This window comes from Priestia megaterium (assembly GCF_009497655.1).
Classification (GTDB): Bacteria; Bacillota; Bacilli; order Bacillales; family Bacillaceae_H; genus Priestia; species Priestia zanthoxyli.
On the sequence record NZ_CP023317.1, the window covers coordinates 1619167 to 1644847 of the forward strand.

30 protein-coding genes are annotated in these 25681 nt (G+C 33.6%); 22 read left to right on the top strand and 8 right to left on the bottom strand.

Annotation, left to right across the window (positions count from 1 at the left end; genetic code table 11):
- Window positions 1-50: 50 nt before the first annotated feature.
- The gene (locus CEQ83_RS08050; RefSeq protein ID WP_155017162.1) at window positions 51-1127 is read right to left on the bottom strand and encodes a cyanophycinase; all 1077 of its coding nucleotides are present in this window, start codon (window positions 1125-1127) and stop codon (window positions 51-53) included.
- A gap of 424 nt (window positions 1128-1551) precedes the next feature.
- Between CEQ83_RS08050 and CEQ83_RS08055 the strand changes: the two genes are divergently transcribed.
- Window positions 1552-2820, top strand: a complete 1269-nt coding sequence (locus CEQ83_RS08055; RefSeq protein WP_028413914.1) for an MFS transporter — start codon at window positions 1552-1554, stop codon at window positions 2818-2820.
- Window positions 2821-3064: 244 nt separating this feature from the next.
- Here CEQ83_RS08055 and CEQ83_RS08060 read toward each other — a convergent pair whose 3' ends face one another.
- The gene (locus CEQ83_RS08060; protein ID WP_099000023.1) at window positions 3065-3811 is read right to left on the bottom strand and encodes a phosphorylase family protein; all 747 of its coding nucleotides are present in this window, start codon (window positions 3809-3811) and stop codon (window positions 3065-3067) included.
- 285 nt (window positions 3812-4096) lie between these two features.
- On the opposite strand from CEQ83_RS08060, the gene CEQ83_RS08065 reads away from it, so the two are divergent.
- The 3 genes from CEQ83_RS08065 to CEQ83_RS08075 all read left to right on the top strand — a co-directional run bounded on the left by CEQ83_RS08065 (window position 4097) and on the right by CEQ83_RS08075 (window position 6093).
- Window positions 4097-4669: a GNAT family N-acetyltransferase gene (locus tag CEQ83_RS08065; protein WP_099330794.1), complete on the top strand. Its 573-nt coding sequence runs from the start codon at window positions 4097-4099 to the stop codon at window positions 4667-4669.
- Between the two features lie 61 nt (window positions 4670-4730).
- Window positions 4731-5180 (top strand): GNAT family N-acetyltransferase, encoded by a 450-nt coding sequence (locus CEQ83_RS08070; RefSeq protein ID WP_028413911.1) that lies wholly within the window; start codon window positions 4731-4733, stop codon window positions 5178-5180.
- Between the two features lie 148 nt (window positions 5181-5328).
- Window positions 5329-6093: a class I SAM-dependent methyltransferase gene (locus CEQ83_RS08075; protein ID WP_099330795.1), complete on the top strand. Its 765-nt coding sequence runs from the start codon at window positions 5329-5331 to the stop codon at window positions 6091-6093.
- 86 nt (window positions 6094-6179) lie between these two features.
- Here CEQ83_RS08075 and CEQ83_RS08080 read toward each other — a convergent pair whose 3' ends face one another.
- Window positions 6180-6827: a YczE/YyaS/YitT family protein gene (locus tag CEQ83_RS08080; RefSeq protein WP_099330796.1), complete on the bottom strand. Its 648-nt coding sequence runs from the start codon at window positions 6825-6827 to the stop codon at window positions 6180-6182.
- Between the two features lie 113 nt (window positions 6828-6940).
- On the opposite strand from CEQ83_RS08080, the gene CEQ83_RS08085 reads away from it, so the two are divergent.
- On the top strand, window positions 6941-7393 hold the full coding sequence (locus CEQ83_RS08085) for a MarR family winged helix-turn-helix transcriptional regulator (RefSeq protein WP_013056339.1): 453 nt from the start codon (window positions 6941-6943) through the stop codon (window positions 7391-7393).
- 19 nt (window positions 7394-7412) lie between these two features.
- Window positions 7413-7940, top strand: coding sequence for a spermidine/spermine N(1)-acetyltransferase (locus CEQ83_RS08090; protein ID WP_099000014.1), 528 nt, complete (start codon window positions 7413-7415; stop codon window positions 7938-7940).
- Window positions 7941-8235: 295 nt separating this feature from the next.
- Here CEQ83_RS08090 and CEQ83_RS08095 read toward each other — a convergent pair whose 3' ends face one another.
- Window positions 8236-8817 (bottom strand): DUF2087 domain-containing protein, encoded by a 582-nt coding sequence (locus CEQ83_RS08095; RefSeq protein WP_028413907.1) that lies wholly within the window; start codon window positions 8815-8817, stop codon window positions 8236-8238.
- Between the two features lie 317 nt (window positions 8818-9134).
- On the opposite strand from CEQ83_RS08095, the gene CEQ83_RS08100 reads away from it, so the two are divergent.
- Window positions 9135-9803 (top strand): type 1 glutamine amidotransferase domain-containing protein, encoded by a 669-nt coding sequence (locus CEQ83_RS08100; protein ID WP_028413906.1) that lies wholly within the window; start codon window positions 9135-9137, stop codon window positions 9801-9803.
- 121 nt (window positions 9804-9924) lie between these two features.
- Here CEQ83_RS08100 and CEQ83_RS08105 read toward each other — a convergent pair whose 3' ends face one another.
- Window positions 9925-10119, bottom strand: coding sequence for a hypothetical protein (locus CEQ83_RS08105; protein ID WP_013056341.1), 195 nt, complete (start codon window positions 10117-10119; stop codon window positions 9925-9927).
- Window positions 10120-10355: 236 nt separating this feature from the next.
- On the opposite strand from CEQ83_RS08105, the gene CEQ83_RS08110 reads away from it, so the two are divergent.
- The 12 genes from CEQ83_RS08110 (at window position 10356) to CEQ83_RS08170 (ending at window position 20902) form a co-directional block, all read left to right on the top strand.
- Window positions 10356-10820 (top strand): hypothetical protein, encoded by a 465-nt coding sequence (locus CEQ83_RS08110; protein WP_099000012.1) that lies wholly within the window; start codon window positions 10356-10358, stop codon window positions 10818-10820.
- Between the two features lie 45 nt (window positions 10821-10865).
- Window positions 10866-11228, top strand: coding sequence for a hypothetical protein (locus CEQ83_RS08115; RefSeq protein ID WP_028413904.1), 363 nt, complete (start codon window positions 10866-10868; stop codon window positions 11226-11228).
- A gap of 25 nt (window positions 11229-11253) precedes the next feature.
- Window positions 11254-11448, top strand: a complete 195-nt coding sequence (locus tag CEQ83_RS08120) for a DUF6980 family protein (RefSeq protein WP_194273205.1) — start codon at window positions 11254-11256, stop codon at window positions 11446-11448.
- Between the two features lie 377 nt (window positions 11449-11825).
- A complete protein-coding gene (locus tag CEQ83_RS08125; protein WP_141483546.1) occupies window positions 11826-12020 on the top strand; it encodes a hypothetical protein in 195 nt (64 codons plus the stop codon).
- Between the two features lie 56 nt (window positions 12021-12076).
- The gene (locus CEQ83_RS08130) at window positions 12077-12601 is read left to right on the top strand and encodes a hypothetical protein (protein ID WP_098113398.1); all 525 of its coding nucleotides are present in this window, start codon (window positions 12077-12079) and stop codon (window positions 12599-12601) included.
- 82 nt (window positions 12602-12683) lie between these two features.
- The gene (locus tag CEQ83_RS08135) at window positions 12684-12983 is read left to right on the top strand and encodes a hypothetical protein (protein WP_098113397.1); all 300 of its coding nucleotides are present in this window, start codon (window positions 12684-12686) and stop codon (window positions 12981-12983) included.
- 718 nt (window positions 12984-13701) lie between these two features.
- Window positions 13702-13917, top strand: coding sequence for a DUF6366 family protein (locus CEQ83_RS08140; RefSeq protein WP_099000008.1), 216 nt, complete (start codon window positions 13702-13704; stop codon window positions 13915-13917).
- A gap of 392 nt (window positions 13918-14309) precedes the next feature.
- Entirely contained in the window at window positions 14310-14981 is a 672-nt protein-coding gene (locus CEQ83_RS08150; protein ID WP_028413897.1) for an HAD family hydrolase, read from the top strand.
- A gap of 780 nt (window positions 14982-15761) precedes the next feature.
- A complete protein-coding gene (locus tag CEQ83_RS08155; protein WP_028413896.1) occupies window positions 15762-18275 on the top strand; it encodes a PEP/pyruvate-binding domain-containing protein in 2514 nt (837 codons plus the stop codon).
- Between the two features lie 101 nt (window positions 18276-18376).
- On the top strand, window positions 18377-18952 hold the full coding sequence (locus CEQ83_RS08160; protein ID WP_228123039.1) for a TetR/AcrR family transcriptional regulator: 576 nt from the start codon (window positions 18377-18379) through the stop codon (window positions 18950-18952).
- Between the two features lie 16 nt (window positions 18953-18968).
- Window positions 18969-20315, top strand: coding sequence for an MFS transporter (locus tag CEQ83_RS08165; protein WP_028413894.1), 1347 nt, complete (start codon window positions 18969-18971; stop codon window positions 20313-20315).
- Window positions 20316-20617: 302 nt separating this feature from the next.
- The gene (locus tag CEQ83_RS08170; RefSeq protein ID WP_028413893.1) at window positions 20618-20902 is read left to right on the top strand and encodes a hypothetical protein; all 285 of its coding nucleotides are present in this window, start codon (window positions 20618-20620) and stop codon (window positions 20900-20902) included.
- A 25-nt stretch (window positions 20903-20927) separates the two neighbouring features.
- On the opposite strand, the gene CEQ83_RS08175 is transcribed toward CEQ83_RS08170, so the two are convergent.
- Window positions 20928-21209 carry a YesK family protein gene (locus CEQ83_RS08175; RefSeq protein ID WP_028413892.1) on the bottom strand — a complete coding sequence of 94 codons (282 nt, stop codon included), beginning with the start codon at window positions 21207-21209 and terminating at the stop codon, window positions 20928-20930.
- Window positions 21210-21435: 226 nt separating this feature from the next.
- Between CEQ83_RS08175 and CEQ83_RS08180 the strand changes: the two genes are divergently transcribed.
- Window positions 21436-21873 (top strand): NUDIX hydrolase, encoded by a 438-nt coding sequence (locus CEQ83_RS08180; RefSeq protein ID WP_028413891.1) that lies wholly within the window; start codon window positions 21436-21438, stop codon window positions 21871-21873.
- Between the two features lie 211 nt (window positions 21874-22084).
- Here CEQ83_RS08180 and CEQ83_RS08185 read toward each other — a convergent pair whose 3' ends face one another.
- The gene (locus tag CEQ83_RS08185; RefSeq protein ID WP_028413890.1) at window positions 22085-22975 is read right to left on the bottom strand and encodes a cation diffusion facilitator family transporter; all 891 of its coding nucleotides are present in this window, start codon (window positions 22973-22975) and stop codon (window positions 22085-22087) included.
- Between the two features lie 231 nt (window positions 22976-23206).
- Between CEQ83_RS08185 and CEQ83_RS08190 the strand changes: the two genes are divergently transcribed.
- Entirely contained in the window at window positions 23207-23590 is a 384-nt protein-coding gene (locus CEQ83_RS08190; protein WP_028413889.1) for a YkvA family protein, read from the top strand.
- A 349-nt stretch (window positions 23591-23939) separates the two neighbouring features.
- Here the strand turns inward: CEQ83_RS08190 and CEQ83_RS08195 are convergent, their stop codons facing one another.
- Window positions 23940-24437, bottom strand: coding sequence for a DUF2062 domain-containing protein (locus tag CEQ83_RS08195; protein ID WP_155017165.1), 498 nt, complete (start codon window positions 24435-24437; stop codon window positions 23940-23942).
- A 311-nt stretch (window positions 24438-24748) separates the two neighbouring features.
- Here CEQ83_RS08195 and CEQ83_RS08200 point away from each other — a divergent pair, with 311 nt between their 5' ends.
- Window positions 24749-25660, top strand: coding sequence for a C40 family peptidase (locus tag CEQ83_RS08200; protein WP_028413887.1), 912 nt, complete (start codon window positions 24749-24751; stop codon window positions 25658-25660).
- The last annotated feature ends 21 nt before the right edge of the window (window positions 25661-25681 follow it).

Genomic DNA, 25681 nt, shown 5'->3' on the forward strand with positions numbered 1-25681 from the left:
GGAAGGGAAACTTTACTGATCAAGCTTCCCTTTTCTTATTCATTTACCGTTTACGGCTGATTTCCGCCGTAAACTTTTCCTGTAGAAGAAGTAATAACACCGCTGTTTACGTTTAAAGTATAAGCTAATCCTCCAGAACCTGTCCAAGTGGAAAGATTAAAAGTGCTGCCATTAAATAATTTATAGATAGAAATATTATTAAACGTCAGCGGCTGGCCGCTTGCACAAGTGGTAGGAGCCATATTCGTTTTAGCTAGATAAACAGCTGCATTTGTAGAGCCCCGCTGTGTTACGACCTTAGCTGAACCATCTTTTTCTACCAACAGTGCTGACTGTTCATTAACAGCAATCCCTTTTGCGCTTGTTCCAGTTTCTTCTCCATCTTTAATATTACGTGCAAGAAAGGTTAAAAAGCGTCCCATTCTATCTCGTTGTTCAAAATGGGTGTCTGTTTGAATGTTGTTGTTATGAGGTGTTTGAATCAAATAATCTGTAAAGGAAATAAGAGAACTATAAGGATTGTTTAGCGCTGTTTTAGAATCTAAAGTTGTAGAGCCTGCTGAGATAGAGTCGTAAATGTGATCCCCTTGAATCATAGTACCAGCACTTGTTCCTCCAAAAGGAATGCCTTGATTAATACGATTATTTAATGCTGTAAGAGCGGGAGACCCTTCTAAAAAATCTACATAATCAGCTTGATTGCCTCCAGCAAAAAAGATGCCTTCTGCTTTGTTAATCTTATCTATTAAAGAAGAGTCTGAACCTGCTCTTATTAAATCATCGACGACAATTGTGCTAACAGAGTTAAGAGGCTTACCTATGCTTTTTGCTAGGTCGTAGATATAAGAGTTATAGGCATCAGTACCCGTCGCTCTTATAACTAAGAAATCTCCGCCGTTTGCCTTTTGAATCATCCATTTGAACGCTTCATCTACATCGATGCTTCCACCCATATAGACTTGTCCAAAGCTTGTACTAGTCGCTTTGTCTGCAGTACTTCCGACTTGATAAAGTGTATAAGGTGCAGATGCAGCAGAAGCTGAAATGGGCAGTAAAAGAGATGCTGCGAGAACAGCACCAGTAATGACCTGCTTTTTAATACTTTTCTTGCGTTTAACTTTTTTCATAAAGTTCTCCTCCTTTAGTAAGTGTTCATAGATGAACATGCAAGTTTTATACCAACTTATTAAACAGCTGAAAAGCTGTGAAAAAAGAGGTCTTTTGAAAAAAACACGGGTGATATAGGTTCTTTATGGGTTCTTATTAAATTGCTTTATAACCAAAAATGACAAGAAGAACTCTAACTTGGATGCCTAATAGTGAAAGGGAAATAGTAAAGGATATATTTTAAAAGTCCATACCTCATTGAAAAATAACCTTTAAAAACTTAAAATTATAATAGAAAGGAAAAACAAGGATAAAAAGAAGAGCTGTCCGCAATAGCGACCTATTTATCAAACAGACCTTCATTCTATCAATATCTTCATCTCTTAAACGTTTTCCACCAGCATTTCTACGCAGAAAAAATTATACATGAGAGGATCTATCAAAATGAACAAGCAGGAAAGTAGTTATAGATGGGTGGTTTTTGGAACCGCTTTATTAGCGTATTATTTGATTGTCAGTCAACGAACAGCCCCTGGACTTATTACCGAGCAGTTAATGAAAGATTTTCACGTTTCAGCATCCGTTATAGGATTGATGACGAGTATACAATTTTTAGCCTATGCAGGCCTTCAGATTCCTGTTGGTTTACTTTCTGACCGGTACGGTCCAAATCGATTTCTTATCATCGGATCGCTTTTAACCGGAATAGGAAGCCTTATCTACAGCACATCTCCCAACGAATATGTGTTAATTTTCTCTCGTTTGCTAGTCGGTACCGGAGACTCCATGATTTTTGTCAATTTAGTGTTAATTTTAAGTCAGTGGTTCAAGGGAAATGAGTTTGTAAAGCTGTTAGGTTTAATTGGGCTGGTAGGAAGTGTAGGTTCATTATCAGCTACTGTACCTTTATCTATGTGGATTTCACTTTCAGGCTGGAGAGTTCCTTTTCTTAGTATAGGTCTAGTTTTAATCGCGGTATCTTATTTGCTTTATGTCGTTTTAGTCGTAAAACCTAAACGATTATTTGTAGATGATGCTAAAGCAAATAAAGCCTCTGTTAAGACTCAAGAAAGCGTATGGGCGATCCTAAAAAGGGTAATGACGACTCGTCAAGCATGGGCAACATTTCTTTGTCATTTTGGTGTAGTAGGTACATATGTAGGTTTTATTGGCTCTTGGGGAGTTCCTTATGGCATGAATGTGTTTCATTTATCTCGCGCTGATGCAAGTCAGCTTATTATGTATGGTTTGTTTGGCGCTATGATTGGCGGACCTTTAATTAGCTGGATATCAAGCAGGTTAAACTCCATTAAAAAAATCTATTCACTCGTCCATCTTATTGTGGTGCTTAGCTGGACAGGATTATTATTAACGGGAGTGAAACCTTCATTCATGCTAGTCGTTATTTTACTTTTTATCATCGGATTTGGAAACGGCGCAAGCGCTTTGACATTTGCCGTAGTACGCCAATCTTTTTCAGTAAAAGAAGTAGGAGTTGTATCAGGTTTTGCTAATATGGGAGGCTTTTTAAGCGCCGTATTATTGCCTAGTATTTTCGGAAATGTCCTTGATTTATTCCCTGAACGCTCGCTGCACGTGGGCTATCATTATGCTTTTATGATTCCCATTTTGTTTTCAATGATGGGGTTGTTAGGTGTCTTACTAATTAAAGAAAAAGGAAAAAAGGAGCAGAAGGTGCTGCATGCTTCTTAATTCACAATGACTGTCGCATTTACAGTGCAGAAAAATTCGTATATTTATTATAAGATTCATTTTTATACTTTCAAGCAGCCAGAAGATAATCGCTTTTATAAGTGGTTATCTTTTTTAGTCTACCCCATTTCTTCAGAGTCATATAAAGCTATACTTCTAAAAACAATAGTATAACTGAGCATTCTACTCCAAATAGATTTTACTCATATCAATAATACAAAATTTTTTATAAGACAGCACGCTATTAGAATTTACTACTCAAATAAAGAGCCACATCGCGAATGGCTTTATCAGTTTCACTTTCTATTAACTCTCTGTCCTTTGTATACGAATAAAGAGTATCGCCGTGAAGAAGGTGGTCTGATAAATTTAATAAGCCCACGGCGCGTTTGTTGAATTTATGAGCAATAGCTAAAGTGGTAGCTGTTTCCATATCCACCCCGAGAAAATCTGCAAGCGACCATTCTTTTACCATATCATGCGTCTCAATAAGCATGGCACCCATACTAACCACATGTCCTTTTATATAGCTGTAGCCTTTTTGTTCACAATACCTACAGGCGGTTTCCACTAACTCTTTGTCAGCTTCTACAAGCGTTTGTTCTGGTAAATACCAGTGTGATACGCCGTCTTGCATTTGTGCTGCAGATACAATTAAGATATCTCCATATTGTACAGTGGAAGATAAGCCTCCAAAATATCCCGTTTGAATAAATAAGTCGGTTCCGCTGCCAGCAAATTGATGTACGATGTTTGACGCCATCGGACTGCCATACACATTCGCAAATCCTATATTTCTGTTTTTGAACTTACCTATTACCGTGTTCCATTTAGGCATATGAACATCAGTAGATAAAATCTCTTTCCATAAGCTTATATTATCTTCAAATCCCCACTCACCATGAATAATGAATGCATTAGGCAGCTCTTTTTCTGATAGCTTTAATACGTTTAGCCAATCTTCTTTTTCAAAATCCCCATACAGTTTCATATCGTTCTCCTTATTCTTTTCATTTAGACTAGTTGGTGAAGAATTCTTCATTTCTACCTTTTATTCCTTTAATTTTTAAAACGAACAAATACAAAATAAATGACGGTTCTGATTTAGAAATGAAGAATCGCGTGCTTTTTTGCTTGTTTTTCGACAAATATTTATGACTAAAAAAGGAATTCACTAATAATAAAAGAACTTTTTTACTAACCGTTATTTAAATTAGATAAAGCTGTGAGAAAAGATCCGTCCAGTTAATGAATGGATAAGAGGAGGGAATTACAGGTGTCACATCATTTTCCCATAATTAAAACAAAAAGACTTGTACTAAGGGAAATTGTAGCAGAAGACGCAAGCAATATTTTAAAATACCTATCCGATAAAGAAGTAATGAAGCACTACGGTTTAGAGCCTTTTACAGCGGTTGAAGATGCTTTAAATGAGATTTCATGGTATAAATCAATCTTAAACAAAGAATCTGGAATAAGATGGGGCATTACTCTTAAAGAACAAGACGACATTATTGGCAGCTGCGGGTTTCTTAATCGAGTTCATGACCATTACCGTACGGAAATTGGTTATGAATTAGCCAGAGACTACTGGGGAAATGGAATTGCTAATGAGGCATTGGGCGCGGTCATAAAATATGGGTTTACACATTTTAATTTGCGGAGAATCGAAGCTTTGATAGAGCCTGCTAATGCTGCTTCACAAAAATTAATAAAAAAACACGGTTTTATAAAAGAAGGCTTATTAAGAAGCTATGAATTTACGTGTGGGAAATTTGACGATTTGTATATATATTCTTTATTAAAACAAGATTTTGACAGGCTTCAACTACATGCAGGGAATATCTAGACATCGTTATTACGTTATTAAAAATACGTATAGCACGATGAAAGATAAGGGAGGAGAATATATGGCCCACCTTAATGTTGATATTGTTCACTATCATCCTCAATTTGCTGAGGCAACGGTAAAAATGTGGAGAGATAGTAAAGAAAAAGCGATTGGACAAAAGGAAATGCACAGTTTTGACCGTCATGTTTATTTTTTAAATCATATATTGTCAGCACACTATAAAGTTGAATTAGCGTTAATAGATGAACAAATAGTAGGAATGGTTGCTTATAAGGCTGACGAAATTAGCCAGCTGTACGTTGATGTAAATTATCAAAGAGGAGGAATTGGACAGCTTTTACTCGAAAGAGCCAAGACAGAATCAAATGGAAAATTAATATTACGTACATTTGAACGAAATAAAAACGCCCAAAGGTTTTACGAGAAACACGGCTTCAGTATTATAAAAAGAGGATGTGAAAACGAAGAGAAACTACCCGATATTACATATGAATGGACAAACAAATGAATCATACGTAATTTTAATAAAGGAGCGGTTAGTGTGAATACGTTAGCACATGAAACATAACAACGCTGCCTGTATGTTCGTGGCCCGCCTTTTACTAGTTTAGGATAGATGATTAATGCTGACTGATTATTAAAAGGAGGATTTTAACATGGTAACGGACAAACATTTTTTAAAGGCTGTAAACAATACAAATGTTGATTTTACTGGATGGGATTTTTCTATTATTACTCGTACTGGTCGTATGGATAGTGATATGCTTTCGTGGTCATATGGAAGTGAAGCTTTTCGCCTTATTCAAAACTCTAATGCTGCTTTAGATATGGGAACAGGAGGAGGAGAGTTTTTATCTTTGTTACAACCTTTTCCTCGCGTTATGTATGCTACCGAAGGATACAAACCTAACGTTCCAATCGCTAAAAAACGGTTAGAGCCATTTGGTGTCACAGTTGTTGAACGAACTGAAAACGAGAATCTACCGTTTAAAGATGGTACATTTGATTTAATTTTGAACCAGCACGAAGCTTTTTGTGCTTCTGAAGTGAGAAGGATTTTGTCTAAGGGAGGCACGTTTTTCACTCAGCAAGTGGGAGGGTCAGACTGTTCACGAATCAATGAATGTATAGGGGTTCCGATAAATAAAGAGTTTTGTAATTGGAATTTAAAGAAAGCAATAGAAGAGCTCCAACAAAGTTCTTTTAACATCATCTTTTGCAAGGAAGAGTTTCCTGTGCAGAGATTTTATGATATCGGGGCGCTAGTTTTTTATCTAAATGCAATTCCTTGGCAAGTTCCTAATTTTGATATAGAAACACATATCGGCGGATTGTATAATATCCATCAAATTATACAGTCTCAAGGGTTTTTCGACGTAGAACAACATCGTTTTATTATTAAAGCTGAGGCAAAAAAATAGAGTAATCACACACAGAAGGCGGATCTCTAACTGGAGATCCGCTTTTTGTGTGTGAATGATGATTTTACATAAACGTTCTATTTCAGTTATGTAATGGAGCGTTTATGATCTTTAGTATGATTTTGTGATATACGAGAGTTTGTTAAAATGCAGTCTAATGCTCTTTTAGTAATAGGCATAAAAAAGTTAAGCAGCACGCCGCCTAAACACACGGTTAATAACGTTCCAACACCAATTGGTCCGTTTAAAAATATTGCGGCTAGTAAGAATGTCAGGTAAATAAATGTTCTTGAAAGAAATAAATTGGTTTTAGCTAGTTTTTGTATGATTAATGTTAAGCGGTCAATTGGAATAGGTGCAAAATTTGTATGTAAATAGGCTGAGGTTCCTACTCCTATAATGATTAAACCGATTCCGAAACAACATACTTTGCTGTACCAACTTTCGAACGTAATCCAATTCTTTAAGAAAAAAAGCCATATATCGATACCAAGACCTGTTATGAATGCCGTTAACAGTCCCAGTATTTCTGGCTTTTGTTTGCTTAAAAGAGAATTACCACAAATTAAAATACAGGCAAGTATAATCTCCCAGCTTCCAACGCTAAAACCTACGTTTAGTGACAGTCCAACCAACAGTGCATCAAAAGGTGAAGCTCCTAGGTTAGATTGTATCGTCAAAGCAATTCCAAGAGTTAATAGTAAAATTCCTCCTGCATAAACAACATACTTCACTGTCATCATCCTTTTTGTTATTTTTTGTTGCAAATGCAACTATTTTGAGATACATTAAATGTAGATTATTTTTATTGTATTTGCAACAAAAATATGTATAAAGGAGATATTTTATGAGTGAAATTCTGCGTGAAATTGGCATGATAGCAAGAGCATTGGATTCAATTAGTAATATAGAATTTAAAGAATATGACCTGACAAAAGGGCAGTATTTGTATTTGGTGCGAATATGTGAAAATCCAGGAATCATTCAGGAAAAGTTAGCTGAAATGATAAAAGTAGATCGCACAACAGCGGCTCGGGCTATAAAAAAGCTTGAAATGAATGGTTTTATTGAAAAGAAAGATGATCTCCATAATAAAAAAAATAAAAACCTTTTTCCTACTGAAAAAGGGAAGAACGTATACCCGTTTATAAAAAGAGAAAATGATTATTCGGATAAAGTGGCATTAGAAGGTTTTACCCAGGAAGAAGCAGATACCATTCTTAAACTAGTTCAAAGAGTAAGAAAAAATATCGAAACAGACTGGGAGTTTGTCAAAAAAGGAAACAAGAGAAATTATTGATGATATAAAGGAGAGGGGCATGTCAGTGATGATGCATATAAAAAAGTGTATTCTTGAAGATGTATATGATCTTCAAGACGTTAGCTATAAAACGTTTTATGAGACATTTAAAGATCAGAATTCACAAGAAAATATGACAGCTTATTTAGAAAAAGCATTTACAGTCGAACAGCTAGAAAAAGAACTATCCAATACGTCTTCGCAATTCTTTTTTATGTATGTTAATCATGAAATTGCAGGTTATTTAAAGGTTAATATGAATGACGCTCAGTCTGAAGAGATGGGGGAAGAAGCGCTTGAAATTGAAAGAATTTATATAGGTAACAGCTTTCAAAAACAAGGACTTGGTAAACATTTATTTAATAAAGCAGTAGAGATAGCAACGACATTTAATAAAAAGAAAATTTGGTTAGGGGTATGGGAAAAAAATAAAAATGCGATTGCTTTTTACAAGAAACAGGGATTTGTTCAAATTGGATCTCACTCATTTTATATGGGAGACGAAGAACAAATAGATCTCATCATGGTTAAAACACTTTTTTTATAGTTTTAAAAAATAAGGATTATTCACTAATTTAACTGGTAGAGGATAATCCTTATTGCATACAGAGACTTTATGCTTTTCTTCAAAGCAGATGCTTTTAGGGGAAGCAGTAAGCAAACTAATATGGTTGCTGTGCCAACACATAGGAGAATAAAATTAATGTCACATGCTTACCAAAATGTTGGCTTCTTTCATTTTGGAAATTACATTTTTACTTTAATTCTATTTGAAACAACACAAACTAATTAGACATATATCGAATTAGAAGGCTTGAAAAATGAACGTTTTTACGTCCACTTTAATAAATAACGGGCCACATCTCTTTCGGATTTAACTCGTATTCTCCATTTTGCCTATACATAAAATGCTGCATAATTAACTCTCTGCGAATCGTTGCATAATCTTCATGATATTTTTTAATATGTTCATTTAATTCTTTTTCTGGATACGTTTTTCCGTGCTGTAAATCACGTATTAAATAGGCTAATATTACGTTCTTTTTCTTTCTTTGACTTGGAATAATTTTTAAAGTACCGTCACTATTTATAAAGTTTTTAACAATAGATAATTTGTCTTTATCCTGTAAATGGTTGTCTTGATTTTCCATCGAATCCTCTCCAATACTTAAAATAGCCTTCGAGTTATATTCAAGTCTTTCAAGGTCTAGATAAAAATAAATAATGTTTCCTTGTCTTCTTTGATAAACAATTCCTACATCTCTTAGCTTTGAAATATGATGAGTAATAGTTGAAGGTTGCAACCCCAGCTTATAAGCAATTGCTTGCCCGTGAAGAGGCCCTTTTTTTAATAGTGAAATAATTCTAATCCTGGTAGGATCACCAACGGCTTTATGATAATTAACCAACTTATCTAATTGCATAGCTTAATACCTTCTCCCTCTAATTCGATATACATCTAATTTGATATTAATCGAATTGGATGTATATGTCAAAAAAATATTTAAAGTGAAGACTTGTCACACTGCATATAAAAAATCGGCTCCGTCTAATCTTTAAAGTGTAAAAAAAATCCTGCTTCTCTATATAATTCAACTATTATTTTCACCTGTTCTTTTTATTAGTAAGAAAAAGTTACCATGTTTTCATCAAATAATACCGGGGAACATATTCAAAGAGATAAATGAATTATTAATGATACATGTATGTAAATAATAAATGAAAAAGGAATGAGTAAATCATGGCAGGAAATTCAAAAGTTTTAATGGTTGTTACAAATGGACATACGATGGAAAATGGAGAGCTTGCTGGAATTTGGCTTACAGAATTCTCTGAAGCATATTTAGAATTTAAAAAAGAAGGATACGAAGTAGTCGTAGCAAGTCCAAAAGGCGGAAAATCACCTGTGGATCCTAACAGCTTAACAGATGATGTAACGGACGAAGACAAAGAAGCAGGAAAACTTTTAGAGAATACAAAATCATTAGCTGAAGTAAGTTCACAAGAATTTGCAGGTATGTTTGTACCTGGAGGGCACGGAACAATGTTTGACTTTCCAGACGATACGCACTTACATCGTTTGCTAACAGAATTTGCTGAAGACGACAAGCTAATTGCAGCGGTATGCCACGGACCGGCAGCTCTTGTAGGCGGAAAGCTTAAAAATGGTGAGCCGATTGTAAAAGGAAAACGTATTACAGCGTTTACTGATTCAGAAGAGAAAGATACAACGTTAGATAAATACATGCCGTTTCTTCTTGAAACAAAGCTTCGTGAGCTAGGCGCCGAGTTTATTGCAAAAGATAATTGGAGCGATCATATTGAAGTAGACGGAAAGCTTTTAACAGGACAAAATCCGCAGTCTACAATCAGCCTAGCAAAAGAATTTGTGCGTGCTTTAAACGCGTAAAAGTATGTATAACCTTAATGGGGATGTCTCATGAGTGTTTGAGACATCCCCATTTCTTTAGGGTGAAATAAAATGAGAATTAAGGAAAACAAAAAGGGCGGCTATCTAAATAGCTGCCCTTTTATTTATTAGAAGATTTATTTCTGAAAATGTATGTAGTAATTCCTGTCACAATGATAACAGCCACAATACAAATGATCAGACGAACAATCTGTGTCACAAAAATATTATCTGCAATACTCATGTGTTTCGTTAGAATTAACGTTCCATAAGCAGCTAAAACAGATAAAAACATATTGACGATTCGTTGAGCCATGTTGTCGTTACTCCTTTCATTCCACTACTATACACTTTAACATATGTATTCACTGTAAAAAATATCGAATTACAAGTATGTCAGAAAATCAGCACTCTCGTAAAAGATTCCACACGTAAGGAAGTAGTTGATATCATATTAGTTATGACGACTAAACGCAGTTCAGAGAAGGAAATGAGCTTTCTTTTGTGGAATTTAACATGCTTATATTCTTTTTTTAGATAGGTGGGAAAAGCTTGTTTGATAAATTGAAAAAGCTATTTATGGATAAACAGGATCAGGAAACAAATGACAAATACATTTTAGTCCCTGAGAGTGAAATAAATGAGACTTTAAAAAGAGAGATAGTGAAGTTGGAAGAAGTAGGAGAGGCATACAGCAAAAGTCTTCAGCACAAATATAGAAATAAATTTGAACATGATGGTAAGCAGAACTTAAAAATATGGGTGTGTCGAGATATTGATGGCGACCAACTGCCAAATCTAAGTTCGGAGCAGTGTTTAGAAAAAGAATATCGTTCCCAAGTGGCAATAAACTTTGATGGGTTTACAGATGAAGAAGATGCATCCGTTTATTACATCCAGTTGTGGTATTACTTTGGTGGGTATTTTAAAGGGTCAGGCACTTTGTACGATTTGTCAAAAAATTATTTAGAAGCTGATATTGAAGAGAAGATAGAAGAAATACTGAAACAGCTATAACCTTTTAGCATAGAGATTATGTGTTAGCACACAGGGGGAAGGAAGATGAGGGGTCGTCCAGAGTTAGAAATAGAAAGGGAAAAAGTTTATAAAACGAAAAAAAATCCTAACGGAACATTTATAGCGCGAATTATTCAAGTGCCTAAGGAAGAAAATATGTTAGATTTCATGTTGGAAATCAAACACTTAAGGAAAAAGGAACTTACTTATAAAAATCTATTAGTAACGACTGAAAACTGGTATGATTCTTTTCGTCTTGCTAGAGGAGATCTGAAATGGGTATCTTTGCATACAGTAGCTGTGTGGGACTGGTTGGGACATAAATTAGTTGAGGTAGCAGCCCCAACCGGTAAGGAAAATTATCGTATTTCAGATGACCACTGTTCAGCTTACCGAGAAAAGCAATAATGACGATATAGTAAGGAGAAAACGAATGAAAAAGCATTGCTGCGATTATATGAATTATCATGCGAACTTTACGTGTGATATTCACAGTGATCCGTTTGATTGTCCAGATAATCTTATCTTATTTGATAAAACAAATAAGGAATACGGTTTAATTATCCATGATGGTGGTGCATCCACTATTGGAATTTCATTTCGTCCATGGTGTGATAAGAAGCTTTAACTTAAGTATGAAGGGGGATCCTCTTCATTTCTGGAATGGGGGATGGGGCTTGATTTTTCGTTATCTAGCTATGTTATCAGGATTAGGAATAGCTCTATTAAACCTTTTTGATCCTATACATCAAGGGATTACGCGCTGGTTGATGGTTATCTGCGGTTTATTCATCTTTAGTAGCCATCTAAAATTCATCTTAGATAAGAAGTCAAAAAGAATAGATAATCAAAATAAGACCTACTAATAAGATTTTCTTTTGATTTAGTCCTGTTGATAAACGGTGTTATGTAAACGAAAAACTTATTGAATATGTAGGAGAGAAATAAAAAAGAAAAATATATGTTATAATAATCATAAATATCCAAAAAAAGGAACTAATTGTTGTGGTCAATCGTAAATTTAATTCTCTATTTATCATCTATCCTATCGTTTTCTTTGTAGTGCGTACTGTTTTTTCTTTTGTGAAAAATAGCGCTGCGGAATCTGTCTATGAGACGTTAGCTATACTTGCCATGTATTACTTTGCAGTTAGTGTTTTCTATTCGATTGACTTATATATGCAAAAGAAAAATAGTTAATAGATTAAAAATGCTGAGAGTCAGAGTAAAAACAAACGATATAAAGGAGTCTAACAGTGCGCATTAAGAATTATTTTTTGTTTATTTTTCCATTCGTTTTACTATTATTAGCAAGCTGTGATCCATCTTCTACACCTAAAGAAAAATACTATTCAAGCACCAAAAGCACAAACCTTCAATCAGAAAACGTTAAGTCAGTATCAATAGGAAGTTCTAAATATGACGTAGCAATTGGTTTGAAGAAGAAACCAAAATTTATAGAGGTTACGGAGAAACCTCCGTATACTACCTACATTTACGGAGAAAGTACAGAAAAGTATGATGTTGAATTTAAAATTGTAGATAATAAAGTCAGTAGGTATGACTTTATTAGCAGCAAGTATGGTACGGAAAAGGGCATACATACTGGTGACAGCAAAAAAGATGTCATTAGGGCATATGGAGAAAATTATTACGAAAGAGAAGATACCGGAGCAACAATAATAGGGTATTTTGATAAAATTCATAAACTCAACATTGAGTTTTCTTTAGATGATAATAGTAAAGTTGGAGGAATTTTGTTTCAAAAAATAAATAATTAAGATGAGTAATAATCATTTATTTGCAAAATGAAATATATTGACTAGTAAATTTCAAATAATAGTAATAGAGGAGAATATACTGATGCTTGGGGAAACATTTACATTATTAAGGCCTATTTATTACCTGATCGCAGTTTTTTCAGTATGCAATTTGGTGTATATAATTTTCTTGAGAAATAAAGTCAAAGCAAGTAGTTATGTAATCGTCAATTCTTTTTTCTTTTTAATAATTGCAGCAGCCTTATTGTTTCAAGAAGGCATCATTGTAGATGAATTTAATCGTTCAGGTGATTCTGTAACCTTCTATTTAACGATATTATTGGGCTTTTTATTTATAGCTAGTTTCATTTTTCAAAGAAAGAAAATGAGAGATAAAAATTGAAGTAAATAAATATAATCATGTTTGCTGTAACTTTCAATATTTGCTCTTTTATGTAAATTGAGTGTTAGGGCGACCAATCTACAACAAATAAAGGGAAAGGATTTTTCTATTGAGCAACTTTATTAAAGTAGTACCGTCAACTTTTATACTTCTCTACATAGTATTCTTCTTTTTAAATATTTCGTATCGTTACGGTGTTTCTTATTTATATAGCTTTTTTCTTTTTTTGTTTTTGTCGTTAATATCTGTAGTTTTATGTTTAGTAATATGGTTTAAGAATAAGGAACGTCTTTTTCTATTTTTAACCGTCGTTTCAATCCTCCAACTTATGTTTACTGTTTTTATTTATCTTTTACCAGGAGCAGGAACTAAACCATTGATCTATGAAAAAGCAATTATAAAAGAAGAGGTTTTAAATAAATAAGCTTACACAAAAAAACTTCAAGAATGTGTATCTAGTATAAGGCTATTAAAGAGATCCCCTTAAATAAAGAGGATCTCTTTGATGTAGGTGTTTGTAATAGTAATTATATTAACTAGAGCTGTATACTTTTTCATTAAAAAGCGTTGTTTCATACTTATTAAAAAAAGAAATGTGTACAGTTAGTTGAGGAAAAGAGATCTGTCACTATAGGTTTCTTTCTTTGTTTCTAAAAAAACCATTAATTTATATTTTAACCATAATATGTTATAATGTTTTAAAAATGGTGGTGTGACAATGAGCGAAGATAAAGAAACACCTGAAAGAAGAAGAGAGAGATTAAAACACGAAGAGGTAAAAAGAAATCCAGCTGGGAATATGAACGATGCATTTAATAGAAATGAAGCTGGAAACTTATCTGGTTTAGCAGGCAGCTTAGGATGGAAGGGTCTTGGTGTACTTATTACTGTAATGATTATAGGTTTTATCGTTGCGTCACTATTTTTAAAATAATATCAGGTTTATAAATTAAGAGTACTGGAGGCGCTTTTTTGAAAAACTATACAGTGTTTATTGGTAGTTTTATATTATTGCTATTTGCTTTTCAAATTGTTTCTGGTCTATTTCTTACACTTACATATGTACCTGAGACTTCACAGCACTTGAGTAGCTCAACGGTCAGTATTTTTTCTGTTAATTATCCATTTTTAAGTTCGATTATAGCGGCCACTTTTTCATTTATTATTTCAAACAAAGTATGTAAAGTTAAGAAGAGTGCCTATAAATAAGTAGGTGCTCTTTTTGTGCTGAGAATAGTGATTACTATTTTTAATAAATTACATCTTCCTTTTTATGGTATTGTATATAGATACGTATTAAATACTGTTGAAAGAGGGAGATACTTAATGTTGCAATCACTAATCTTTGATATGGATGGAACGCTGTTTCAAACAGATAAAATTTTAGAATTATCACTTGATGATACCTTTAACCATTTGCGTACACTCAACCAGTGGAATACTAGTACTCCTGTTGATAAGTATCGTGAAATCATGGGTGTACCGTTACCCAAAGTATGGGAAGCTTTATTACCTACTCATTCAGGTGAAATAAGAAAGTATACGAATGACTATTTTTTGAAAAGCTTAGTTGAGAATATAAAAAAAGGCAAAGGCGCTTTATATCCTAATGTAAAAGAGGTCTTTAGCTATCTAAAAGAAAATAATTGCTCCATTTACATAGCAAGTAACGGTTTGAAGGAATATTTAGAAGCGATTGTAGACCATTACGATTTGGATAAGTGGGTAACAGAAACATTTAGTATTCAACAAATCCAAACGCTCGATAAAGGAGATTTAGTCAAAACGATTATAAAGAAATACGATGTAAAGCACGCAGCAGTAGTGGGAGACCGTCTATCGGATATCAATGCTGCAAGGGATAATGGTTTAATGGCAGTGGGGTGCAATTTTGATTTTGCTCAAGAAGCTGAGCTTGCACAGGCTGATGTGGTAATAGATGATTTAATGGAGTTAAAAAGGATTGTATCCAACATAAATAGTAGCTTGTCAGTTTAATAGACTGATCCTCGTACATAACCATTATAGATGGGTAATGTCTCAATTTTATTAAGAAAATAAATTTTTTATATGCATGTAAAAGGATAGGTCTTTAAAGGGCTATCCTTTTCGTTTACCTTACAGTATTGGAATCCACTTGATTTTTTAAATCTTCACTGCAGTTTCTGCTCCGTCAATGAACTCACACATATATAGACCTAAATCTACTGAAGTTGAAACATAAGTAATGAGCGGTTCCCCTGTAATTTAAAATGTTTACATAATCTTTTCTTGTCATTAATAAATGGTTTACAATACTGAGCTATGCTTAGGTTAAGATTTCCAAAATAGTTTTATAAGAAGGGAGAGTTTGGATTATGACTTCACATATGATTCGTAAATCTGATAGCGCTCACTTATATATTAGAGGATATAAGATAAAATTGTCACTCAGCCAGTGGAAGCTTGTAAGCACTCAGAGATAATGGTTAACCCAACTGTAAAAGAGGAAAACCTCCATCTTAATTTAGATGGGGTTTTTTGCATTTCTTTTAGTAACTTTTTAATTGATTAACTATTTAGACTTTATAATAAAAAAGACTAATAAAAGTTAAAAAATGTAATAAAAAAGAGGAATATTATTTAAGTGAAATTAAAATAAAGCACAACTAAATATGCATTTTTTAAATATTTTACCATTTTTTATTGACCATAAAAATTTAAAAGAATTAAAATAAATATAAAGTAAGTAATTACTTACATTTTTAAAATTAGTTTGTGGGAGGATGAATATTTTTAATGTATAGCTTAAGTTTTCAAAAGGTGGACGAGGCGAATGAACGAGTTGGAGCAAAAGCTTTAAACCTTATAAAAATGAAAAGAAAAAATTTACCGATTCCAGATGGGTTTGTTATTCAAACGGAAGCTTTAAAGCGATATATCGAATGGAACGGGATTGATCGTCAAACGGATAATATACACGAGAGAATTTTACACGGGGAAATTCCTATTGAAATTGAATCAGATCTCATAGAGGCATTTCGGAACCTAAAGTGCTCTTATACATCGGTAGCTGTTCGTTCATCATCTAGTGCTGAAGATTTAGAAGGTGCATCTTTTGCTGGCCAGTATGAAACCTATCTTAATGTGAAAAGTACCGAGGATTTTTTGAGTAAAGTGAAAGCGTGCTGGGCCTCATTTTTTACTGAAAGAGTCGAACAATATACTCAAAATATGTATGCTAATTTTGACGAAGTTTCAATGGCAGTTGTTGTTCAAGGGTTAATTGAGTCCGAAACATCGGGAGTGATATTCAGTCAAAATCCTGTCACTCATAATACAAAAGAAATGATGATTAATGCCAGCTATGGATTAGGAGAAGCCATTGTATCGGGCTTAGTAACACCTGATGTTTACCTAGTTAATAAGCAAACTTTTAAAATAGAGAAAGAAAAGGGTCTAAAGGAAGTAAAAATAATTCCACTTGCTGAAGGCGTTGAAGAAATCGAAACAACGGAAGATGAGCAGCAAAGGTTTTGCTTAACAGACGAGAAAATCATTGAATTGGCCGAAATAACAAAAGAAGTAGAAGCTCTTTACCAACATCCCGTAGACATAGAGTTTGGGGTTCAAGACAATCAAGTATATCTATTACAGGCAAGAGCGATTACCACATTAACAGAGGCCAAAGAATTAACTCCTTTCCAAAAAGATATATCTTTAAGTTTCGACGATATGGAAGAGTTTTGGATTTTAAATGACACAAGTTTTTCTCATGCTGTTAGTCCTTTGTACGCTTCATTTATTATTCCGGCATTTTCTGAAGGAACAGCTGCTAGTTTTAAAAAACTAAAGTTTATGTTTAATAGACTTAATTTAAAACTTTATAAAGGTCATATCTATACAAAAATGGAGCCTTTTAAAGGAGATTCTAATAAAAGATTCCAAGAAAATAAAGAATTGATGGAAAGTATTTATCCAATCCTAACAAAACGAATGAATCAAATGATTACGGAACAATTCTTGCCTTACTATAACAAATTAAATAGTTTCACCTATGAAAATCTAACCCTTCAGAGAGGAAAAGAGATTCTTCAAAGTTTAGCTGATTTTTATAAAATGGCATATGATCTGCACTTTGATATTGTTATGCCTCAAATGTCTTTAAATACTATAGTTGAAGAGTACTATAAAAACCTTACAAATAAAAAATCCGGACATGATGTTTATGAGCTATTGACCGGAAAAATGAACAAATCGTTGGAAACGGATCAACAGCTTTCTAGACTTGCTTTAACAGTGAAAAGAGATAGTGAACTTACTGAAATTTTTCAAGAAGAATGCACAGAAACTTTATTAAAGAAATTAGAGGGAAATAAAGCAGCAAAAAGCTTTATGGCTGAAGTAGATACTTTTCTAAAACAGTATGGATATCGAAATGTTGTAAGTCATGATTTTGTAGGAGAAACTTGGCTAGAGAATCCTCTTCACGCATTATCGATTATTCAAGGATATGTTAAAGACAATTACAACTTTGATGAGAATTTCAAACAGACGGTCAAGAAACGTGAACAGAACTATAATGAATTCCTGGAACAGATAGCGGATAGCAAACACAAAGAAGAATTTAAAAAATATTATCAGTGGGCATTAGATGCGTCCGTTATAAGAGATGATCATCATTTTTATATCGATGCAATGTTGGATGCAAAAGCTCGTTTGTTCCTACTTAAGCTAGGTAATTTACTAGTACATCATCACGTTTTTCTAGTGAAAGAAGATATTTTCTTCTTATATCTTGATGAGCTAGAGTCTCTTTTAGAAAATCCAGTAGACATGACCCAATTAATTGAGAAACGTAAAAAAGAACACGCAGAACATGAGCAAACGTCTAATTTACCTAGATACTTCGGCGTCCCTGAAGCAGCTCAGCTGAAAGAAGCTGAGAAATATATGGGAGCTATTGAGGAAGATGACGCGAACAGTGAACATTGTATCAAAGGGTTAGCCTCTTCTTCAGGAATCTATACGGGAAAAGTAACAGTCATTTCAAATACGAAAGACTTTTCTAAGCTGGAAAAAGGTGATGTTTTAGTATGCAAGACCACTACTCCACTTTGGACTACTTTATTTCAGACTGCGGGAGCTGTTATCACCGACGCTGGAGGTATTCTTTCTCACTCGGCAATAATTGCACGTGAATATGAAATTCCTGCAGTAGTTGGTACGAAAATAAGTACGGATAAGCTAAAAGATGGCGATATGGTTATGGTCGATGGTACGAATGGAATTGTCACGCTTTTAAATGACTAAATAATTCTCTTCGCTTCCATTTGACAACAGCTCTTTTTCCTTTATATACTGCCTAATGGAAAGTAAATACTTACATTCAGGAAGCATAAAGGATGATTAACATGAAAAAAGATGAAACCAAAAAGAAGATAACAAAAGCTACAATAGAACTGCTTAAAGAAAAAGGCTATAAAGGTACTACCACTAGAGAAATTGCAGAACAAGCTGGCGTTAATGAATTGACGGTTTTTCGCCACTTTGGCAATAAAGAAGGCATTATTCAAGCTATTGTCAAAACAACAAGCTTTTCACTTGAGATTTTTGATAAATCAATTGAATGGGAGCTTAAAAAAGATTTGACGAATTTCGGTTACCTGTTACTAAAAGACTTTGATAATAACCGAGACATGATTTCAATTGCTTTAAAAGACCCTTTAATTTTCTCACAGGCGCACGAGGAAATTATAAAAAAAATTAATGATACGAAAAAAATATTAAAAGAATACTTTGAAGAAATGCAAAGGAAAGGATCTATCAAAGAATTAGATTGCTGCACACAAGCAGAGATTTTCCTAAGTACGTATTGGGGATATTTTATGTATAAACTAAATTTTGGAGACAAAGCCTTACATGCGGATTATCAAGATATGATAAAAAACAGTATAAACACGTTTATAAAAGGAATTTCTCTCCACTAAAAGGAGGCAGTAATGTTTGGGTAAACATAAAGAGCTTATCTTGATTATTTCATTACTAATTGGGACATTTCTTGTACCAATTAATTCAACCATGATTGCCGTTGCTCTATCAACTATATCAGCTCATTTTAATGAACCACTTGCAAATATTTCGTGGGTAGTAACTATTTATTTGATTGTAATGGCTGTTACTCAGCCTATCGCTGGAAAGCTAGGAGATTTGTATGGAAACAGAAATATCTATTTATGTGGCGTAGTGTTCTTTCTTATAGCATCTTTAGGATGTATATTTTCAACTAATCTCATTTCCCTTATTATTTTTCGATCACTGCAGGCAGTAGGAGGAGCTTTACTCACCCCTAACACGATAGCCATCATTAGATATGTGGTGCCAAAAGAGCGGCTTCCTAAAATTTTAGGTGTATTTGGAATGGGAATGGGATTGGGTGCTGCAATTGGACCATTGCTAGGGTCTGTATTGCTTGAAAACTTCAACTTGGAAGCTATATTCTGGGTGAACGTTCCTTTTCTTTTCTTAGCTTTGATCAGTGGTATAGTTATGATTCCTAAATCTAATGTAAAAAAACAAGCAAGTACTTTAGATATTCAAGGTTCCATCTATTTAGCCATTAGTATTTCCTTATTGATTTTATTAACACACGGTATGGAAATTACTAAGGCTTTAATAATGGGATTAGTATTTGTTTTATCTTCATTCTTGTTTATCAAAAGAGAAAATACGGCAGAAAACCCGATTATCAATTTTTCTTTGTTTAAAAATGCCACCTTTACAAGCGCTAATTTGTCTATTATGCTTAGCAATTTTGTTATGTATGTGATTTTATTAATTATGCCGCTGTTAATGAAGGCTCAATTTCACTTATCTACAGCACAAACGGGTATTGTTTTATCGGTTTTTTCGATTTCAATGTCTTTAAGCGGCTGGATAGGAGGATTGTTAAACAATAAGTTTAGTTCTAAAAAAGTGATTGGATTTTCTTTTGCTATGATCATTGTCTCTACTATTCTTTTTCTATCTTTAGAGAACGTTGGATCTATTCTTTTTCTTATAGTGGCTTTAATTATTGGAGGTTTTTCGACCGGAATAGGTTTAACAAGCATGCAGGTTGCCTCTCTAGACTCGGTAAGCAAAGAGCAATCTGGTACAGCCTCTGGCATTTATTCAACGTTTCGTTATTTCGGAAGTATTATTTCGTCCACGCTTATTGCTCTTGTTACAAGCTATAACTACATCTTTATTATTTTAGGGATATCAGGGGTAGTAGGTTTACTAGTAGCTAGGAGCATTAAATCTGGCAGCCAAGACATGATAAGCAGCAATAATTCTAGTGCAAAAGCATAGTCGTTTTTTTATAAATTTTATAAAGCTGTTGGTTATATATACGATTTACTAATTAATCTATAAAGATAAGTAATGCTTCTGAAATAGGAGCATTACTTATTTTTTGACTAAATTTCTGTGAATTGCTTTTTTTAATGGTAATATTTAGCTAAAGGGATATACAGATAAAAAGTTCAATCACGATGGGAGAAGGGTTAATCTTACTTGTCATTACAAGTATATTTATAGTAGCACTAGAGCTAAAAAAGCGGGGGCTAGGTTGAAAGATAGAACCTTTTCCTTATGAGAAAGCCGGGGATGAAATGGCAATAGGAATCGCATTAACTGTTTTAGTATTAGGTCTTATGTTTGCGAGTGGACTAAGCCAAGGAAAGTCAGCTAAAAGAAAATATATAGTGTGGGGAACGACTATTATATTAATAATAACTCCATTCTTTTCATGGATTGTTTCTATTCTGTTTGGTATTAATCAAGGAAATGGTTTTGCTGCCGTGGGATTAATGATGTTATTATTACCGCTTTTCTTTTTAATCGGAGTCGTTACTCTTCTGATAGGTATTTTTAAGAAGGACAAACAATATGAATAAATCTATTTAGAAAGCAAAGAAAGCTCTAAGATTTATTCATAGGGCTTTCTTTACTTCTTATTAGCTCACTTAACGATATGATGATTATAGATATAATGGATCCTATAAAAATAGCAAAATTAACTACTCCAATTCCCATACCAGTTAATCCTCCGTAAAAGTAGCTTATGATAACAACACTTAGACTAATCATTCCTACAATTAAAGGTATTATATATTTTAAAGAGGATGTGGTTCTACCCAATTTATATGAAAATAAAAGTGAGCAAGCAACTGTAGTTATAACAATCAAGTACATTATAGCCATTTTTAACCTCCTTGAGCTATATGATATAAACATTACCATAAATTTACATATAGATAAATGTTTTTTTGAATCTAGAAACAACGATTGGAAATAAATCATAGCCTGTCTATCTCATAGATTTTAAAAGCGAGTTTATACCAACCCAACATATGTATGTGTAATTTACCAAAGAAGTTTGTTGAAAAAGAAGTTTCTTAATTAGTATCTATTAAAGGAGGAAGAGAATGTGAAGAATAAGACCACTATAATAAAAGTTATGGCTTACATAACTAGATTCAATGATCCCTATACAGAGTTACTAGTTTGCGAACATAGAGATTATCCAGAAGCAGGAGTTCAAGTTCCAGCCGGTACTGTAGAGGAAGGAGAAACAATTGAAGAAGCTTTATATAGAGAGGTCAAAGAAGAGTCTGGGTTAATGGAGTTTTTATCGGTGAACAAAATAAAAACATACGTATATCATCATGAAGGTAAAAGTCAGTATCATGAACGACATGTTTTTCAGTTAGAAGTTCAAAAAGAAACGGCAGAACGGTGGGAATATAAAGTGAATTCTGAAGGGGAAGATGCAGGATTAATCTTTTCCTATTATTGGGTTCCTGTTGGAGCTGTTCCAAAACTAGCAGCAAATCAAGATGATTACATTAATCAGTTATTCGTATAGCTTTAAATTTACTAATAAGATACTATAGAGACTAAAAATTAATAGGTGATTGTGGTACGTGATTTATGGAACCTAAACAAAAGCACCTACTTATTTATGGGGCCTTTTGTTTAGGTTTTTTATAGGAATAGTTTTTATGTAGGTGCCAATAGCCAGTATGCCTATGACACTTATTAATCTATCTTTATTTCTACACTCTCTTTTACTCTTTTCACGTGTAATCTTCAACGTGACTAGTTTTTTTACGTTCACTCTCAGGTTCTGGGTGTATTAACACCTCTGAATCGGGAAATTTGCGAAGAATATCTTGCTCAATTCTGTCGCATAGATCATGCGCTTTGTGAATGTTGTAATATGATGGAACTACTAAATGAAAGTCAATCCATTCGCTTGGACCAGACCGTCTTGTACGAAAGTTATGGTATTCGATAAACTCTTGTTTGTGGGAATTAATAATGTTTAAGATAACCCGTTCTTCATCTTCCGATAGACTGGCATCCAATAAAGGAGGAAATGATTCTTTCATTAATTTATAGGCCTCAATAATGATATAGATGGCTAGCACAATTCCAATAATCGGATCTAAAACATACCACCCAGTGAGATTTACAAGGAATAAACTTATAGCCACACCAAGTGAAGTATAAACGTCTGTCAGCAAGTGAAGAGCATTTGATTTCATCGCCATGGATTTTGTTTCTTTAGCTGTTTTATGAACGATTTTTGAGACAATAAAATTAATTACTGCCCCAAACAGCATAACAAGAATCCCTAAGAAAGGAAGTTTAATTGGTTCGGGGTTCATGAGTTTGTGAATACATTCGTAGATAATCCAAATACCTGCTACAAAGATTAATAATGTTTCAATGGTTCCAGAGATATTTTCTACCTTTCCGTGTCCATATCGGTGGATCTTGTCAGCCGGCTTTTTAGATATTCGAACAGAGAAAAAGGCAATCAAGGAAGCTGCTAAGTCTAGAGACGAATGAATACCTTCTGATATAACTGCAACTGAACCTGTAAAGACGCCTACAACTATTTTTAAGACAACCAGAAGAGAGTTACTCATAACAGAAAGAAAAGCAATTTTTGAAGAATTCAATAAATTCACCACCTATAAGAGATGAATTAATGATATCAAGCGAATTGCATGTGGGTCTACAGCAACGTTTTTTACCATTTTTCAATAAATTAGGGAAGTTAAAAATAGTGTCGCTAAGCCAAATTCTCGCCGAATTAATGATAAATGCAATGTTTTATTGAGTTGCAAAATAAAAGTATCCATCTCCTGATATACTTTTTTAAAAACCCTACTAAAAGGAGAATAGGAAACATGCTTAACCAATTAAAGTTGTGGGCTAAAAAGTTAAAAAAGCAGCTATTTATCTTATACTTAGCTTATAAAGATAACCGAGTATCTTGGTATACCAAAGTATTTACTGCTTGTGTGGTTGCATATGCCTTCAGTCCAATCGATTTAATTCCTGATTTTATACCGGTTTTAGGCTATATTGACGATATAATCATTGTTCCTTTAGGAATTATGCTTGCTTTAAAGATGATACCTAAAAATGTAATAGAGGACTGCACAATAAAAGCAGAAGAGCTCATTCAAAATGAAAAACCTAAAAATTGGGTTGTGGGTTCAATTATTATCATAGTATGGCTACTTATTTTTACGTGGAGCTGTTTTACTGTTTTTAAGTTTTTAAACTGAATGTACTCTTACAAAGAAAAAAATATATTAGGTTTACTATCGATCGTTATGATAAAAAATGGTAAATGATATATACAATTGAAAGGAGTACATTAGAACACATGTAGCAAATTGATATTCAAGAAAAAAATAGACAGAGCTCTCTTTCAATGTATTTTCTCCATATTTATCTTAAAACAGAAACAAAGATTGTACCTTAGCCCATAATTGATACCCATAGTTATCAATTATGGGCTAAGGTACCTCTATGCCTTTTGAAGAAATGTTCGTTAATGGTTATATTTTTATATAAATTAGATTGATTTACAATTAGAAATAAAGGTTGAAATCAAGCTAATAATCCATTTGTTTAGTACGGTTTTTTTACTATCCACTTTTTAGAGATGTAGTGTAAGAGAAAGCCTCTGTACTGATTTATAATATAGTAGCTAGCAATATAGAGTATACTTCCAAATAAGAAGCTGTTAAGAATCATGCCTGTTAAAAAATTCTTTCCTACTTTTGCTCCTAGTTCTAGTCGATTATCTAAATCTTCATCTGTATTCTGAAGTAAAGTTTGATCAAGATCGATTGGGAATATATATCCTCCAACTACTGTATTCAAGTAAAACATCAACGGAAAGGCCCGCATAAAAAACATTCCACCAATGAGTCCTGCTATGCTGTTTCCTTTACATAATTTAGCTAAACCTACGGATAGTATAAGGCCAAATCCAAAGGTAGGAACAAAGTTCACAACAGAACCTAGACTAAAACCTAGCGCAACTTTATGTGAATGATCTTTTAATCGTAATAGTTTAATAAGTAAGTATTTAAACCGGCGCTTCAAACCCGCTATTTTGCTCACATTATTCCCCCTATCCTTTACCATGCAGCCTCTATTTTTCTTTTTTATGTTCACAATTATAAAAAGGTGCTTTATTGTATGAAAGATTTAGCGGTATATACGTAAAACAGTAAGGTCAAAGAATAGTAACTTTAACCATTATAAGTATATTTATACTTTATATGACAAAACAAATAATTACCTCCTAATAAATCAAGTGATTTTTAGAATTGTCACGAAAAATTCACAAATAGGTTGTTTCTTTTCTATTTCTCCCTGCTAAAATTTTATAGTCAAGAACAAGAAAAATATAACATCGGGGGATATACTTAGTGAAAAAGATAATTTCTTCATTAGCTTTATGCTCATCATTGATTGTTTTACCAACAATAAGCCATGCAGCTTTAGGGGACAAGCTATTAAAAGAAGGTATGACAGATCCAGACGTAAAAGAATTACAGGATGTTTTAAGACAGAAGGGCATATTTTCAGCTACTTCGACTGCCTATTTTGGTTCAATTACAAAAGATTCAGTTCTAAGCTTTCAGCGTTCTCATAGTTTAACCGCTGATGGAATGGTGGGACCTAATACATATCAAGCGTTAATAGCTAATTCAACAAGTGCGGTTACAAGCAGTACACTTCTGAAATATGGAATGACTAGTAATGAAGTTGAAAAAGTACAGCAGCTGTTAAAGGAAAAAGGTTACTTTAACGCCACACCAACAGGATATTTTGGCACAATTACTCAAACTGCCGTTATGAATTTCCAACGGGATCATGGCTTAGCTGTGGATGGAATAGTAGGTCCAGCTACTTTAAATGCCTTAAATAACGCATCTACTAGCGCCACTGGTTCTTCAACTGTTAATAGTTCAACGCAAGCGACAGCTAGTGATATTGTGGCTTATTCTAAAAAATTCATAGGGGTGCCATATGTTTGGGGCGGAACTTCTCCAAATGGTTTCGATTGCAGTGGTTTCATTTATTATGTATTTAAAAATGGAGGTGGAGTAACTGTACCGCGAACAGTAGCCACCTTGTATCAGTCAGGAAAAAGTACATCTACTCCGAATATTGGAGATATCGTATTCTTCGATACTACTGGAGGTCCTTCACACGCTGGAATTTATATTGGAAACGGGCAGTTTATTCATGCTGGAAGTTCAACTGGTGTAACTATTGCATCGTTAAGCAATTCTTACTGGGCACCTCGTTATTTAGGAAGTAAGTCTATTCTCTAATAAACTAAAAAGTACTAGTTA